Genomic DNA, 14,629 nt, shown 5'->3' with positions numbered 1-14,629 from the left:
TGTGACCATTAAGACTCTTTTTTATTCTTTTCAATAATAAATTGAATAGTATGGGCAAGACCAGTGTGTAAAGTACCTTCATTTCTTATTTGTTCACCTGTGAAAAAATGGATAATTTTATAAGATTGACACCAAGCTAGTACATGTAGAGGATCATATAAATAATCTAGTTGCTTTGGGCCACCTGATGCGTATGGAAGCTGATAAATTGAGTATAACTCCATCATGATTCGTCCACCTGGCTTGACTGAATTTACAATACGCTCAAAAACGTCATGCTGTTTCTCCATTGGAAAATGTCCAAATATCATTATAGCAGCATCAAACTTTTCTACTGGTAATTCATCATGTAATAAATCAATAAGCTGTGTATTCACTACAACATCCTGTTTTTTTGCCAGTTGTTTCGTCTTCTCTAGCCCGCTTTGAGCATAATCAAAGGCGGTTACTAAATGTTCTTTAGAAGCTAAAAAAGCCGCATTTCTTCCTTCACCTTCTGCATATGCAGCAACATTTACATAACCCTTTATAAAATCTGCATAGTCTTCTATAAACGCATTTGGTTGTTCACCATAGACATATTCGGTAGTTTTAAATTGTTGATCCCATGTATTCATCGAAATCCCTCCCTTTTTATATTGTAGAAAATGTATCTTAGTTAATCTAACTTTTTGCATGAATATTAACAAAAACACCATCACTTCTATAAAAGCAACTAGTCGTTGCGAATATGTAAATAAAAATTTCCATAGATTACTATATATTATGTTAATACTATCCAATAGAACATTGAGTGGATGTTGAAAACCATAAAAAAAATTAAGAGAACAATATCATTATACATAGAATAAGGTTGAGGATTATTTGAATATTTTCTGACAAACTGTGTCGAAATGGAATCTAGGGAAGGGTTATCCTGATATACATCAAGTTAAGTGATTAGTATCAGATAGATAAGCTAATTACAGTTGAAGAAACATTTTCTAAAGCAGAAATCTATCATCCAAAGACAGTAGAGATTATTTATGAAATTATTGGTATGCTTTCGGGTGTATTTTATAGATAATTAAAAAGCTACCTCATCAATTTTAGAGGGCACTGAAAAAGTCGATTTGCCACAAAAATTGTGATGCAAATCGACTTTTTTAAGTTTTCAAATCCAACAAAAGACAAAATTCTAATATAAAAAAGTGAATTTTTTTAGTTTTTCAGTGCCCTCTCAATTTTAAGAGGTAGCTTTTTAGGTTTAAATAATTGGCTTGCGTTCTTTAATAACACGAATGGTTTTCAATGTTGAATCTTCAGGTCCTTGTACTGGTAAACCTGCTTCAATATTCATTTGAATATAACGAATATTTTCTTGCGTAATTATTTCCCCGGGAATAAAAATTGGAATTCCAGGAGGGTATACCATAATAAATTCTGCACAAATACAGTTATCTGCCTCTGCCAATGGAACAACCTCAGTATCTGCATAAAATGCATCACGTGGTGACATAGCAAGAGCTGGAATTTCTGGAACATTAACCACTGCTTCAGTGATTGCAGCTTCTGAATCAAATGCTTTGGACATACGATTAAGTGCGTTAATAAGAAGATTTATCTCCTTTTTCGTATCTCCCAAAGTTACTAAACATAGAATATTGTAAAGATCAGAAAGTTCTACCTCTATATTCGCATTATAACGTAACCATTCCTCAGCTCGATGCCCAGAAATACCCAAATCTTTTACACTAATTAGAAGCTTTAAAGGATCCATATCATAGGTTGCAGATGAATGCAATTTTTCCTTTCCAGCACATTTTAAATGCGGGATCTGATTAATACGTTTACGAGCATCCTTTGCCAAGCGAAGAGCATCATCGATTAAATCAACGCCATGAATTGCTAGCTGACGTCGAGCTGTATCAAGCGATGCCAGCAATGGATAAGATGTCGATGTTGTTGTCAGCATTGAAAAGACAGCTTGTACACGTTTTGCTGATACAAGTCCTTCACGTACATTTAAAATCGATGTTTGTGTCATGGAGCCGCCTAGCTTATGTACGCTCGTAGCAGCCATATCGGCTCCTGCCTCCATCGCTGAATATGGAAGCTCATCATGAAATTTAATGTGTACGCCATGGGCTTCATCAACAACTACTGGAATATTTTGACCATGCGCAATTTCGACAATACGTTTTAAATCAGCTGTAAAGCCATAATAAGTTGGGTTAATAACAAGAACTGCTTTTGTGTCTGGATAAGCCTTTAAAGCCTTTTCGACAGCTTCAGGTGATATTCCGTGCGAAATACCATATTCACTGTCCACTTCAGGATGAATAAAAATCGGAATTGCACCAGCGAAAACAATCGCTGACATAATTGATTTATGAACATTCCGTGGCACTAGAATCTTATCACCTGGACCGACGACGGTCAGAATCATCGTCATGATGGCGCCACTAGTACCTTGAACGGAAAAGAATGTATGATCAGCACCAAAGGCCTCGGCAGCAAGTGCTTGCGCTTCTTTAATGGCTCCTTTTGGTGAATGTAAATCGTCTAGTGGAGCAATATTAATTAAATCAATTGATAAAACGTTGTCGCCGACGAATTCTCGGAAGGCTGGATCCATACCTTGACCTTTCTTATGGCCTGGAATATGGAACTGAATCGGATGTCTGTTCCGATGTTTAAGTAATACGTCGAACAAAGGAGTCTCTAATTGTGACAACGCAGGTACCACCTCACTTTATAATATCTAAGAAAACAAATGAATTATAGCACCTTACGACATGAAAGAATAGACTTTAATTAAAAAAATAAAAGGGTTTTTTGATCATTTCGAGAAGTTAGTAACGTACGAAAGGGGAGGTACTATGAATTGGAATACACGTGTGACAGAACTTTTAAATGTGAAATACCCAATTATTCAAGGGGGTTTAGCCTATTTAGCATATGCTGATTTGGCAGCTGCAGTGTCGAATGCTGGAGGACTCGGGCAAATAACGGCTATGAGTTTACGTGATCCTGACTTATTGCGCGCAGAAATTCAGAAAGTACGAACATTAACAGATAAACCGTTTGGTGTAAACTTTGCCATTGGCATGTATGGCACTGGCTATGAGGATATGGTACGTGTGGCAGTGGAAGAAAAAGTACCTGTAGTAACAATGACTGGAGGGAATCCTGCACCTATTTTTGATATTTTGGCAGGAACCGACATTAAAAAGTTAGTGCTTGTAGCCGCACGTAGACAAGCTCAAAAAGCAGAACAACTTGGAGCAGATGCTGTGATGGTTGTTGGACAAGAGGGAGGTGGTCATCTTGGACGTGATGATGTCGGCACAATGGTGCTTGTTCCGCAAGTTGTTGACAGTGTAAATATACCGGTGATTGCTTCTGGTGGTATAGGTGATGGTCGAGGTTGGATGGCAGCGCAGGCACTTGGAGCGGAGGGTATTGAAATGGGTACACGCTTTATTGCGACTAAAGAGTGCATAGATGCATCAGAAGCTTATAAAGAGGCGTTACTGGCAAGCAGTGAGGCTGATACAACAATTATTAAACGTTCTATTGGTGCACCAGCTCGAGCATTACGCAATGATTTTACAGCGAAAATTTTAGAAATCGAGGAGAAAACACCGACATATGAAGCTTTAAAAGATTTCATTAGTGGCACTGCCAATAAACGTTTTATTTATGATGGTGTGGAAGATCAAGGGTTTGGCTGGGCTGGTCAAGTAACAGGAATGATTCATGATATTCCAACAGTTGAGGAGCTTATCAATCGTATGGTTGCAGAAGCTGAAAGTATCCGAGTAAAATGGGGACAATAACGTAAAGGTGGTTATGTCTAATGGAATATTCCTATCCGTTTTCAACAGATTGGTCTACAGAAGAAATTGTTGATGTTGTTCAATTCTTCGAAGGAATTGAGCAAGCTTACGAGAAGGGCATTAAACGTGAGAGTATGCTGGCAAAGTATCGTCGTTTTAAACAAATTGTCCCTTCACAAGCAGAAGAAAAATCTATTTTTCGTGAGTTTGAAGAAGCCAGTGGCTATGTAAGTTATCCTGTCGTTAAACTAACAAAAGAAGCTATGGATGGTACTTTGATTAAAGTCGTTCCTAAACAACGTCATTAAAAAAGTGGATGTGAGTTATTCTCACGTCCACTTTTTTTATTTTAGAGCTTTCCACTATATGTGTGTTAAAAAAGAGCGTTTTGCATACACTACATCAATATCATTTTTATTGAATAATGTAAAATATTACAATTTGGATTGATTTATCTGCAAAAAAATTCAATAAAATAGGAATAAAATTAGAAATTTTCCACAATATATAAATGTAAACAGGCAACATATAAATCGACATTTAACATAGTTACATCATCTGCATTATTATGTCACATGGATAAAAATATCATGCATCAAACATTATTTTCCAATAATGACGTTATAAATTGGAAGCAAATGACTGAAAGTTTCTTCTGTTATTTGATGGAGTTGACTAGCGGACAGCTTACTTGCCTGCTCTCTTGGAATATGCCGGCCTACTAAAAATTCGCCTTTTTTAACATCACGTAAACGAAGGAGTAAATCATCTAGCTTGTCCTCCTTTGCCACTTGCATTGGAGTAGCTGCTGGAGACATATGATCTCCAGACACAATAAAGTCTTCAGGAAGCTGTTCTAGTAATGATTTATTAGCCATTAAACGCTGAGCCATCACATTTTTTTCAGGAGCTTCGTAAATAATAGCTAGGACGATGAATAAATGTGTGCTCCAAAGACCAATCTGAAAGTGAGGTAAGGATTTATAACCTCTTTTGTACGGAGCAAAGGCAACCCAGCTATCATTTGGAGGATTCACAGTTCTTCGTGCGTGTTTTGCAACATGAGGATAAAATTCTTCTCCAAGATGACTGGAAAAGAAAGCAGAAAAATCTTCTCCTAGCAGTTGAAATTTTGGTCGTACAGAAGTATTTAATGCATCCATTCTCTGCTCTAAACCGTCTATATGAAAAACATTAAAGTCTTTATTCGTCCACTTTATTTTTGGCAATGATAGTAGCCCCTTTCGATTTATAAGGTTTATTTTATTAGAAAAATGGGAAAAAATCTTATAACAAGAACTTTCTCATATATCCAAAATGTTCTTGTGAAAAATTAAAAAAAGGAAGTGATTTTTATGAAACCAATCGTAAAAATTATACGTAAAGTTGACATTGAAAAGCAATATGAACACATTTTACAGTTGGAATTAGATTATGAATTAGCTTCTCTCTTCGACGCTATGAATGAAAAAAATGAAGCAGAAATTGAAAAAAGTAAAAAACGTCTGACTGAAATTCAGATGGAACTTGAAAGTTTGCACGCCTATGCGTAATAAAAATTTCATACCAATTTGAAAATCACTTGCTGAATATTCCGACAGCAGGTGATTTTTATTGTTATAAAGGGTAAAATAGACTTTATATCATAATGAAATGTTTTACGTTTTTAGTAGTACAATGTGCAGTATACACCATGCTAACATCGAGAGAAAAAGAAATCAGCATATTCTTAAATGGTGAGAACATGAAAATATGTAAAGTCAGGCCAAAAGCATAGGCTTTTTTAATCGAAGGGTGGGTTTTTATGGACATGCAACAATTGGATCAATTTGCGAAAAATATTATCTTTGAAGCGGGCAGCCGCATTAGACAAGCCTTTTCGTATAATTTGGTCATCGAAACAAAATCAGGTGCCAATGACCTTGTGACAAATATTGATCGTGATACAGAATTATTCTTTATTGAAAAAATAAAAGCTTTTGATCCATCTCACAAAATTTTAGGGGAAGAGGGAATGGGAGAAAAAGTAGAATCCTTAGATGGCGTTGTGTGGATTATTGATCCTATTGATGGCACGATGAATTTTGTTAAACAACACCGCCATTTTATGATTTCCATTGGTATATTCATTAATGGAATCGGAAAGCTTGGTTACATATTTGACGTGATGCGTGAAGACTTATTTTATGCGATAGCTGGAGAAGGCGCTTGGTACAATGAGTCTCCTTTACGAAAACTACCGTCAGTAAAAATAGAAGAATCTATCATTGGGATTAATGCACACTGGGTTGCACCGAATCGGCATATTCATCATGAAAAAGTTATTGATATGGTCCGTAAAGTACGAGGTACACGATCATATGGTTCGGCAGCTATGGAAATAGCGTTTGTAGTGAGTGGTAAGCTAGATGCTTATGTTTCTATGCGTTTATCGCCATGGGATATTGCAGGGGGTACCATTATCGCACAAGAAGTTGGCGCTGTTGCCACAAATTTACACGGTGAAGGCTTTGATTTCCTGCATCAGGATACATTTATTATTGCAAATCCTTCCATACACAAAGAATTATTAGAAACATATATTGTGCCTTATGAAAAATAAAGGAGCTGTCTTTTTTTAGACAGGCTCCTTTTTGTAACATCAATGTCTGTTAAAGTAATCCTTGCTCACGCAATTTGCGTTTCATTTTAAAGGCTGTCATAAAAATGACACAAGTAGCCAAAATGCCTGCTATAATACCAAACACACTTTCAGCAGCCACAGAATATCCGATAGAACACATTGCTAAAACAGCTGCTAATGCATAAATGGCCATTACGAATTTTGCACGATTCATAACCGAGCCCCCTATATTAAAAATTTGTAAATCAAATATATTTTTTAGAATGATGAAAATTCTAATAAGGACATTTCTATCCCTCTTGTGCTATAATATCACAGTTAAACATTCGAAAAAAGAATATGGAGTGGAATAATGACAAACTTACGTCAAGATCTTCGCAATATCGCAATAATCGCCCACGTTGACCATGGTAAAACTACCTTAGTTGACCAATTATTAAAACAATCTGGTACATTCCGTTCAAACGAATATGTTGAAGAACGTGCAATGGACTCTAATGATATTGAACGCGAACGTGGTATTACAATTTTAGCAAAAAATACTGCGGTAAACTATAACGGAACTCGTATCAACATCCTTGATACGCCTGGACACGCTGACTTCGGTGGTGAGGTAGAACGTATTTTAAAAATGGTTGATGGCGTTTTACTAGTTGTCGATGCGTATGAGGGTTGTATGCCGCAAACACGCTTCGTGCTAAAAAAAGCATTAGAGCAAAAGTTAACACCAATTGTTGTTGTTAACAAAGTAGACAAAGATTCTGCTCGTCCACTTGAAGTAGTAGATGAAGTACTAGAGCTATTTATTGAGCTGGGAGCAGATGATGATCAATTGGACTTCCCTGTTGTTTATGCTTCAGGTGTCAATGGTACAGCTTCACTTGATTCAGATCCAGCAAATCAAGAGGAAAATATGCAATGCCTATTTGAAAAGGTTATCGAAGCAATTCCAGCACCAGTGGATAATTCTGAAGAACCATTACAATTCCAAGTAGCTTTACTGGACTATAATGACTATGTAGGTCGTATCGGTATTGGACGTGTATTCCGCGGGACAATCGAAGTAGGTCAACAAGTAGCATTAATGAAATTAGATGGTACAGTAAAACAATTCCGCGTAACTAAACTATTTGGTTTCTTTGGTTTAAAACGTGAAGAAATTCAGTCAGCTAAAGCTGGAGATTTAATTGCTGTATCAGGCATGGAAGACATCAACGTTGGTGAAACGGTATGTCCTGTAGAACATCAGGAAGCATTAACACCATTACGTATTGATGAACCAACATTACAAATGACTTTCCTAGTCAACAACTCACCATTTGCAGGTCGTGAAGGTAAGTGGGTAACAGCTCGTAAAGTAGAGGAGCGCTTACGTTCACAGCTTCAAACAGATGTATCTTTACGTGTCGAAGATACAGATTCGCCGGATGCATGGACAGTTTCAGGTCGTGGTGAACTACATTTATCAATCCTGATTGAAAATATGCGTCGTGAGGGCTTTGAGTTACAGGTGTCAAAACCACAAGTAATCATTCGTGAAATTGATGGTGTGAAATGTGAGCCATTTGAACGCGTCCAAATCGATGTACCAGAAGAAAATGTGGGTTCAGTTATTGAATCTATTGGTACACGTAAAGGTGAAATGTTGGACATGGTGAACAATGGCAATGGTCAAGTTCGTTTAACGTTCCTTGTACCTGCGCGTGGTTTAATTGGTTATACAACTGAATTTATGTCCATGACAAAAGGTTTTGGGATCATCAATCATACATTCGATTGCTACCAAGCATTCATTCCAGGTCGCATCGGTGGACGCCATCAGGGTGTTTTAGTATCTATGGAGACTGGTAAATCGACAACTTATGGTATGATGCAGGTAGAGGACCGTGGTACACTATTTGTAGAGTCAGGTACTGAAATTTATGAAGGTATGATTGTTGGTGAAAATACACGTGACAATGATATTACTGTAAACATAACAAAAATGAAGCAAAAGACAAATGTTCGTTCTGCGACAAAAGATGCAACAAACGTTATTAAAAAACCGCGTTTATTAACACTAGAAGAAGCATTAGAATTCTTAAATGATGATGAGTACCTAGAAATTACACCAGAGTCTATTCGCCTTCGTAAGCAAATTCTAGATAAAAATGAACGTGAAAGAATAGCGAAAAAACTTAAAAACGCTGAACAATAATTTTTGCTTCCATGAAAGGAAGAGGAGTCTTGGATATTAAGTCCGCTTTAATGGGGGAACTGAATGTTATTCAAGTAGCTGCACAGGTAAATGCAAAGGAAACAGAAGAAGCCTATAAAAAAATGGCTGGCATTACACGTTTTTTATATGAGAATATGCCTAACTATGATATTGCTGGCTATGTTCTATTTTTCCTGGTGTTTCTACTTTCGGCGATTGTCTATAAACTAGGCTTTGCAAAGAAATTAAAACGATCACAAAATATTATTATTTATATTTTCCTGTTTTTAGGTTGTATTCTGTTAACATTTTTTGCTTTATATCTTCCAATGGTTGAAGGGCTTATTGTAGCGGCATTAATTTTAATTGTCTATAAAACACGCATGTGGCGTGAAAAAAGAGAAGAGCAACAAGCTACTAATCAGTAAGATAACTTTACATGAAAACAGTCTTAGCGTTGAATAGCTAAGGCTGTTTTCTTTTTTTGTTTGTGGAAAGAAATGACAAATCATTACCTAATTGTATTCAACTCAGCATTTGATGTAGAACAGTTTTAAAAGATAGGCACCGAAATCTTCTCATGTGAATAAGTTAATGTCGATAGGCTTATTTTCAACAACAAGGAGGAAAAGGAATGCGGTGGTTTAAAAGAGGCTTGTTTTTAAGTGTAATTGCTGTACTTCTCCTTTCTTTGACAGCGTGTAATAAACAAGAGCTTGAAAAAGTCAAAGTTGGAGAGGTGACTCGCTCAATTTTCTATGCACCACAGTATGTTGCTCTTGAAAAAGGATTCTTTGAAGACGAAGGACTTTCCGTGGAGCTACAGACAATAGCAGGTGGGGATAAAACAATGACAGCATTACTTTCAGATGGGATTGATATTGCCCTAGTTGGATCAGAAACCTCTATTTATGTGACACTTCAGGGCGCAAACGACCCAATTCAAAATTTTGCCCAGCTCACTCAAACAGATGGTACATTTTTAGTTGCACGAGATAAGATAGATAATTTTTCTTGGGATCAATTAAAAGGCTCCACATTTTTAGGCCAACGTAAGGGCGGAATGCCGCAAATGGCAGGAGAATTTGTATTGAAAAAACATGGCATAGATCCAACTCAAGACTTAACACTTATTCAAAATATTGACTTTGCAAATATTTCTACGGCTTTTGCTTCTGGAACTGGAGATTTTGTACAACTATTTGAACCGACCGCAAGTGTGTTTGAAAAAGAAGGGAAAGGTTATATTGTTGCTTCATTTGGTACAGAATCTGGTCAATTACCTTATACCTCGTTTATGGCAAAAAGTAGTTATTTAAAGGACGATGCGAAGGCAGTCCAAGGCTTTACAAATGCATTGAAACGAGCACAAGATTTTGTACAAAAAGAAAGTGCTGCTGAAGTTGCTAAAATTATTCAGCCATACTTTGAAAATGTGGATGTAGCTTTAATTGAAACAGTGGTAGAGCGTTATAAATCTCAGGGCTCTTATGCGACAGATCCTATACTGGAGAAGGGGGAATGGGATAACTTGCAAACGATTATGGAGGAAGCAGGTGAACTTCCTCAGCGGGTGGATTATGAAAAACTTGTGAATACAACCTTTGCGAAAAAGGCTGCTGAGTAATATGGAATTTTTAAACCTAGAAAATATTCACCATAGTTATTTTTCAAGCACACAGGCAAAGGATGTATTATGTGATATTAATTTAGGCATTCGTGAAGGTGAGTTTGTCTCATTTATCGGACCAAGCGGTTGTGGGAAAACGACTTTATTGTCCATCATAGCAGGCTTATTTCCTCCTACTGAAGGCAAGGTCTATATTGATGGTGAGGAAATATCGACACAAAATCAATCACTTATTGGCTATATGCTTCAGCAAGATTATTTATTTCCATGGAAAAATATTGAGGACAATATTACGATTGGTTTGAAAATTATGGAGCGTAGCCAAAAAACGCATAAAGTAACCGCAAATGCATTGTTGCAAGAAGTGGGTCTAGCGAATGTCAGCAGCAATTACCCACGAGAGCTGTCCGGTGGGATGCGGCAACGCGTTGCATTAGCAAGAACGCTGGCAGTAAACCCAAAAATTTTATTGCTAGATGAACCGTTTTCGGCACTTGATTATCAGTCGAAGTTAAAGCTTGAAGATTTGGTTGTTGAAACGTTAAAGGCCTATCAAAAAACAGCAGTTCTTGTCACCCATGATATTGGTGAGGCGATTGCGATGAGTGAACGGGTATTTCTTTTCTCAGCGAATCCAGGCACATTACACAGAGTTTTTAAAATACCTGAAGCATTACAACAGTTATCACCTTTTGATGTGCGACAACATCCAGCATATTCAGATGTATTCCAAGCTATTTGGAAGGAGCTGGAGAGCCTTGGTTAATACACCTTTTAAACAATATCAACGAATGTTAAAGAAGGAAAAACGTTTTGTTCGACTGTATCAGCTCATCATCTTACTCATTTTTTTTGGTGGATGGGAGCTTCTTTCTAGATTTGAATGGATTAATCGGTTAATTTTTAGCTCACCAACACATGTATGGCAAACATTTATTGGAAAAGTAAGTGATGGTTCGTTAACATTGCATGTGGGCGTCACGTTGATGGAGACCATTATTGGTTTTATTGCTGGTACTTTACTTGGTACATTAATAGCTATTATTTTGTGGTGGTCTCCTTTGTTATCGAAGGTATTGGATCCCTATTTAGTGATTTTAAATGCCATGCCAAAAGTTGCGCTAGGACCTATTTTAATCGTTGCACTTGGACCAGGGTATTTTTCGATAATTGCAATGGGTGCATTAATTTCGATTATTATTACAACCATTGTTGTTTATACAGCCTTTAAAGGGGTAGATCCAAACTATAGTAAAGTATTACAAACTTTTAGGGCTACGAGGTGGCAGATATTTAAAGAAGTCATACTCCCAGCCTCTTTCCCAACGATTATTTCAACTTTAAAGGTAAACGTAGGATTATCATGGGTAGGGGTTATTGTGGGTGAATTTTTAGTTGCCTCAAAAGGTCTTGGCTATTTAATTATCTATGGCTTCCAAGTATTTAATTTTAATCTAGTTCTGATGTCACTGCTCATCATTGCCTTTTTTGCGACAATTATGTATCAAGTGGTCGAGCTGATTGAAAAGATGATTATAAAGAATAATGTATAAGGTGAAGTGGCTCCTAATTGGAATTAAAAGAATGAAAGTGAGGTTTATCTCATTATTATGAGATTCCTCGCTTTTATCGTTATGGGAAATTATTATTGTATGATGTCTATGATATTTCAAATCACTAATCAATAAACAAAAATCATTCCGAGAATACTCATATCTCGGAATGATTTCGTTGTTAGAGCAGTATTTATTTAAAAATCTTTATCCATTTGTGGTGAAGTACGATAAAAGCGGAAATTTCCCGTTTCTATTCGTGCAAGCGTATTGTCTTTAATACGATCATGACATGTGTCACACATATACGTATGAATTGGTCGATTGCGTAATTTTTTTGCTAACGGTAAATCATCGTCTAAATTGTTAATTGTATCGCAAATGACACATTTTACACGCATTGTATTCCCTCCTATTCAACACGAATGGCTGATACATTTTTGATAGGGTTATCTACATTCGAACCATCTTTAAAGAGCACATGGACAGGGCCATCTTCTAGTAGAGGTTTGCCATCCTGGCTATATTTTAAAATGAGTGTTTGTGCCTCCGCAATTGAGAACGAATATTCTTTGCTATCTTCGCATTCAATAACAATTGTTGTCGCTTCAGGTTTCATTTCAGCATTTTTCAAGAAGGGGCTTAATTCGATACCGAAAGTACCTGTTTCCATCCCTTTACGATCAAATTTGCGTTCAGATTTTAATGTTGGAGGGAAAGTTGCTCCTTCCATTATTTCACGTGACCAATGAGCACCAACCTCACGCATATATTTAATATCCTTATCTTCTTCCACTTCTTGTGATGTGAAGTATGTTTTTAAATCTAATTTACGATCATCGAAAATCCAAACTGTAGGATCTAATGTTAGTTGAAATGAAACTGCACCCTTAATAGGAATTATTGTTTCCATAATAGAAATCCTCCTTAAATCTTGTATATCCATGAAATAGTATAACGCTAATGACTAGAGATAATAAAGAAATATAATTTGAATTCGCTATTTTTCCAACGAAGACACTTGCAATTTTAACGACTAAAAGATAAACTTTATTAAGATAGAATCGAAGAAATATCAGATAATGGGGGCGTCCTCATGGATACGAAATCACAAACTTCTTTTCAGGAGAAGGCTTTGGAGCTATTAGTTGCTGATGCAGACAAAATTGCTCGCCTTATTCGAGTACAAATGGATCATTTAACAATGCCACAATGCCCTTTATATGAAGAAGTATTAGATACACAAATGTTCGGCCTTTCACGTGAAATTGACTTTGCTGTGAAGCTTGGACTGATTGAGCGCGAAAAAGGCAAAGAAATTCTCGATTCACTCGAGAAAGAACTTTCTGTACTACACGACGCGTATACAGACAAATAAAAAGAAAAAACTCAAACGCAATCTGCGATTTGAGTTTTTTTTCTAGAACGAGGTTTTTCGATGAGACAATACTTAAAACGTTATGCACAAAATTTTGATTACCCATTATTTTTTACGGTCCTATTATTAAGCTTATTTGGTTTGGTGATGATTTATAGCTCCAGTATGATGGTGGCCATTGTGTTCAAAGAACAAACGCCCGATTTCTATTATAATAAGCAAGTGACCAATTTAATCGTAGCGTTTTTAGGATTTTTAGTGGCTGCATTTTTCCCTTATAAGCATTATGCAAATAAAAATATCATGCTGCTACTGACAATTGTACTTGCTGTGTTATTTACTTGGGTAAAGATAGACGGAAATGGTGCTGAGGAAGGAATCGGATCTCAGAGCTGGATAGCTGTTCCTGGATTTGGGAATTTCCAGCCCTCTGAATATGCGAAACTATTTATTATTTTATATTTTGCTGCTGCCTTTCATCGAAAAGCACAAAAATACACATTTGAAAAGCTACAACCGACTGAAATATTTTATCCAATATTTCTTTGGATTCTTGTCGTTGCAGGGGTAGCTTTTGAAACGGATTTAGGAGCCAGCATTATTTTATGTGGCATAGCTGTCTCTGTTGTGGCAGCCAGTGGAATTCCGTTTAAAACATTTTGGAAGTTTTTTGGTGTGCTAGGGGCATTTGGTGCAGCTATCATTGGTATTCTATGGTTGTTTAAAGGCGAACTGTTAAAGGGTAACCGGAAAGGTCGTATTTTATCCTATTTTAACCCGTTTGATTATGAAAACGATTTTGGTCATCAAGTTGTTAATAGTTATTATGCAATTGGCGGGGGCGGCTTAGAGGGAAGGGGACTAGGTCAATCCATTCAAAAATTGGGGTATTTGCCTGAACCACAAACCGATTTCATTATGGCGATTATTATGGAAGAGCTAGGTATTTGGGGAGTGCTAATCGTCTTAGGTGGTCTAGGATTTATTATATATAAAGGATTTTCAATTGCTTTATGCACAAAAGATCCACTGGCACGTATGATTGCGGCTGGTATTGCAAGCTGGATTGGTTTTCAATCGTTTATCAATCTTGGGGGTGTAACTGGGTTAATCCCGTTAACCGGTGTAACGTTACCTTTTATTAGCTATGGCGGGACATCTATAATTATTCTATCTTTAGCTATGGGGATATTGATTAATGTTTCCATGTTTGAAAAGGTAGAAAGGAAAAAATCACAATCATAAAGGGGGATATCAATGGAGTCAATCAACAAAATTCTCGTAGCCAATCGAGGAGAAATTGCGATTCGTATTTTCCGCGCCTGCACGGAGCTTCATATCCAAACGGTGGCCATTTATTCACGAGAGGATAGTGGCGCCTTCCATCGCTTTAAAGCAGATGAGGCCTATCTAGTAGGGGCGGGTAA

18 protein-coding genes are annotated in these 14,629 nt (G+C 36.8%); 12 read left to right on the top strand and 6 right to left on the bottom strand.

Features of this window, described 5'->3' with window-relative positions:
* Positions 1-8 precede the first annotated feature (8 nt).
* Positions 9-617 carry a class I SAM-dependent methyltransferase gene (locus tag AC1RNS_RS23060; RefSeq protein ID WP_492996061.1) on the bottom strand — a complete coding sequence of 203 codons (609 nt, stop codon included), beginning with the start codon at positions 615-617 and terminating at the stop codon, positions 9-11.
* A 629-nt stretch (positions 618-1,246) separates the two neighbouring features.
* Entirely contained in the window at positions 1,247-2,716 is a 1,470-nt protein-coding gene (locus AC1RNS_RS23055) for an aminotransferase class I/II-fold pyridoxal phosphate-dependent enzyme (protein WP_492996059.1), read from the bottom strand.
* Between the two features lie 145 nt (positions 2,717-2,861).
* On the opposite strand from AC1RNS_RS23055, the gene AC1RNS_RS23050 reads away from it, so the two are divergent.
* Together AC1RNS_RS23050 and AC1RNS_RS23045 are read left to right on the top strand one after the other, a co-directional pair.
* Positions 2,862-3,821 (top strand): NAD(P)H-dependent flavin oxidoreductase, encoded by a 960-nt coding sequence (locus AC1RNS_RS23050; RefSeq protein WP_492996057.1) that lies wholly within the window; start codon positions 2,862-2,864, stop codon positions 3,819-3,821.
* Positions 3,822-3,841: 20 nt separating this feature from the next.
* Entirely contained in the window at positions 3,842-4,129 is a 288-nt protein-coding gene (locus tag AC1RNS_RS23045; RefSeq protein WP_492996055.1) for a UPF0223 family protein, read from the top strand.
* A gap of 294 nt (positions 4,130-4,423) precedes the next feature.
* Here the strand turns inward: AC1RNS_RS23045 and AC1RNS_RS23040 are convergent, their stop codons facing one another.
* Positions 4,424-5,050 carry a YktB family protein gene (locus tag AC1RNS_RS23040; RefSeq protein ID WP_492996053.1) on the bottom strand — a complete coding sequence of 209 codons (627 nt, stop codon included), beginning with the start codon at positions 5,048-5,050 and terminating at the stop codon, positions 4,424-4,426.
* Positions 5,051-5,176: 126 nt separating this feature from the next.
* On the opposite strand from AC1RNS_RS23040, the gene AC1RNS_RS23035 reads away from it, so the two are divergent.
* Together AC1RNS_RS23035 and AC1RNS_RS23030 are read left to right on the top strand one after the other, a co-directional pair.
* Complete coding sequence (locus AC1RNS_RS23035; RefSeq protein ID WP_283871022.1) at positions 5,177-5,374, top strand: YkzI domain-containing protein; 198 nt, start codon at positions 5,177-5,179, stop codon at positions 5,372-5,374.
* A gap of 251 nt (positions 5,375-5,625) precedes the next feature.
* Positions 5,626-6,423, top strand: a complete 798-nt coding sequence (locus AC1RNS_RS23030; RefSeq protein WP_492996051.1) for an inositol monophosphatase family protein — start codon at positions 5,626-5,628, stop codon at positions 6,421-6,423.
* Positions 6,424-6,472: 49 nt separating this feature from the next.
* Here AC1RNS_RS23030 and AC1RNS_RS23025 read toward each other — a convergent pair whose 3' ends face one another.
* Positions 6,473-6,658 carry a DUF5325 family protein gene (locus tag AC1RNS_RS23025; protein ID WP_054770794.1) on the bottom strand — a complete coding sequence of 62 codons (186 nt, stop codon included), beginning with the start codon at positions 6,656-6,658 and terminating at the stop codon, positions 6,473-6,475.
* A gap of 138 nt (positions 6,659-6,796) precedes the next feature.
* Between AC1RNS_RS23025 and typA the strand changes: the two genes are divergently transcribed.
* The 5 genes from typA (at position 6,797) to AC1RNS_RS23000 (ending at position 11,824) form a co-directional block, all read left to right on the top strand.
* Positions 6,797-8,641 carry a translational GTPase TypA gene (gene typA, locus AC1RNS_RS23020; protein WP_492996049.1) on the top strand — a complete coding sequence of 615 codons (1,845 nt, stop codon included), beginning with the start codon at positions 6,797-6,799 and terminating at the stop codon, positions 8,639-8,641.
* Positions 8,642-8,670: 29 nt separating this feature from the next.
* Complete coding sequence (locus tag AC1RNS_RS23015) at positions 8,671-9,069, top strand: YlaH-like family protein (RefSeq protein ID WP_492996047.1); 399 nt, start codon at positions 8,671-8,673, stop codon at positions 9,067-9,069.
* A gap of 206 nt (positions 9,070-9,275) precedes the next feature.
* Positions 9,276-10,268, top strand: coding sequence for an ABC transporter substrate-binding protein (locus tag AC1RNS_RS23010; protein ID WP_492996046.1), 993 nt, complete (start codon positions 9,276-9,278; stop codon positions 10,266-10,268).
* A 1-nt stretch (position 10,269) separates the two neighbouring features.
* Positions 10,270-11,037 (top strand): ABC transporter ATP-binding protein, encoded by a 768-nt coding sequence (locus AC1RNS_RS23005; protein ID WP_492996044.1) that lies wholly within the window; start codon positions 10,270-10,272, stop codon positions 11,035-11,037.
* A gap of 25 nt (positions 11,038-11,062) precedes the next feature.
* Entirely contained in the window at positions 11,063-11,824 is a 762-nt protein-coding gene (locus AC1RNS_RS23000; RefSeq protein ID WP_492996111.1) for an ABC transporter permease, read from the top strand.
* Between the two features lie 197 nt (positions 11,825-12,021).
* Here AC1RNS_RS23000 and AC1RNS_RS22995 read toward each other — a convergent pair whose 3' ends face one another.
* Both AC1RNS_RS22995 and AC1RNS_RS22990 read right to left on the bottom strand, forming a co-directional pair.
* Positions 12,022-12,225, bottom strand: coding sequence for a YlaI family protein (locus AC1RNS_RS22995; protein ID WP_492996042.1), 204 nt, complete (start codon positions 12,223-12,225; stop codon positions 12,022-12,024).
* An 11-nt stretch (positions 12,226-12,236) separates the two neighbouring features.
* Positions 12,237-12,737, bottom strand: a complete 501-nt coding sequence (locus AC1RNS_RS22990; RefSeq protein ID WP_492996040.1) for a peptidyl-prolyl cis-trans isomerase — start codon at positions 12,735-12,737, stop codon at positions 12,237-12,239.
* Between the two features lie 183 nt (positions 12,738-12,920).
* On the opposite strand from AC1RNS_RS22990, the gene AC1RNS_RS22985 reads away from it, so the two are divergent.
* The 3 genes from AC1RNS_RS22985 to AC1RNS_RS22975 form a co-directional block, all read left to right on the top strand.
* Entirely contained in the window at positions 12,921-13,202 is a 282-nt protein-coding gene (locus AC1RNS_RS22985) for an Fpa/YlaN family protein (RefSeq protein ID WP_004224778.1), read from the top strand.
* Positions 13,203-13,262: 60 nt separating this feature from the next.
* Positions 13,263-14,447 (top strand): FtsW/RodA/SpoVE family cell cycle protein, encoded by a 1,185-nt coding sequence (locus AC1RNS_RS22980; protein ID WP_492996039.1) that lies wholly within the window; start codon positions 13,263-13,265, stop codon positions 14,445-14,447.
* Between the two features lie 6 nt (positions 14,448-14,453).
* A partial coding sequence (locus AC1RNS_RS22975; protein WP_492996109.1) for a biotin carboxylase N-terminal domain-containing protein occupies positions 14,454-14,629 on the top strand: 176 nt, incomplete at its 3' end.

Source organism: Lysinibacillus sp. GW821-FHT14F06, assembly GCF_058803665.1.
Note: the sequence above shows the minus strand (reverse complement) of the source record. Positions and strands in the feature narration are given on the sequence as shown.

Coding starts and splice junctions, on each gene's coding strand:
- AC1RNS_RS23025 (WP_054770794.1), bottom strand. CDS start 6,658: ATGAATCGTGCAAAATTCGTAATGGCCATTTATGCATTAGCAGCTGTT.
- AC1RNS_RS22985 (WP_004224778.1), top strand. CDS start 12,921: ATGGATACGAAATCACAAACTTCTTTTCAGGAGAAGGCTTTGGAGCTA.
- AC1RNS_RS22980 (WP_492996039.1), top strand. CDS start 13,263: ATGAGACAATACTTAAAACGTTATGCACAAAATTTTGATTACCCATTA.
- typA (WP_492996049.1), top strand. CDS start 6,797: ATGACAAACTTACGTCAAGATCTTCGCAATATCGCAATAATCGCCCAC.
- AC1RNS_RS23035 (WP_283871022.1), top strand. CDS start 5,177: ATGAAACCAATCGTAAAAATTATACGTAAAGTTGACATTGAAAAGCAA.
- AC1RNS_RS23010 (WP_492996046.1), top strand. CDS start 9,276: ATGCGGTGGTTTAAAAGAGGCTTGTTTTTAAGTGTAATTGCTGTACTT.
- AC1RNS_RS22995 (WP_492996042.1), bottom strand. CDS start 12,225: ATGCGTGTAAAATGTGTCATTTGCGATACAATTAACAATTTAGACGAT.
- AC1RNS_RS23045 (WP_492996055.1), top strand. CDS start 3,842: ATGGAATATTCCTATCCGTTTTCAACAGATTGGTCTACAGAAGAAATT.
- AC1RNS_RS23005 (WP_492996044.1), top strand. CDS start 10,270: ATGGAATTTTTAAACCTAGAAAATATTCACCATAGTTATTTTTCAAGC.
- AC1RNS_RS23030 (WP_492996051.1), top strand. CDS start 5,626: ATGGACATGCAACAATTGGATCAATTTGCGAAAAATATTATCTTTGAA.
- AC1RNS_RS23060 (WP_492996061.1), bottom strand. CDS start 617: ATGAATACATGGGATCAACAATTTAAAACTACCGAATATGTCTATGGT.
- AC1RNS_RS22990 (WP_492996040.1), bottom strand. CDS start 12,737: ATGGAAACAATAATTCCTATTAAGGGTGCAGTTTCATTTCAACTAACA.
- AC1RNS_RS23000 (WP_492996111.1), top strand. CDS start 11,063: ATGTTAAAGAAGGAAAAACGTTTTGTTCGACTGTATCAGCTCATCATC.
- AC1RNS_RS23050 (WP_492996057.1), top strand. CDS start 2,862: ATGAATTGGAATACACGTGTGACAGAACTTTTAAATGTGAAATACCCA.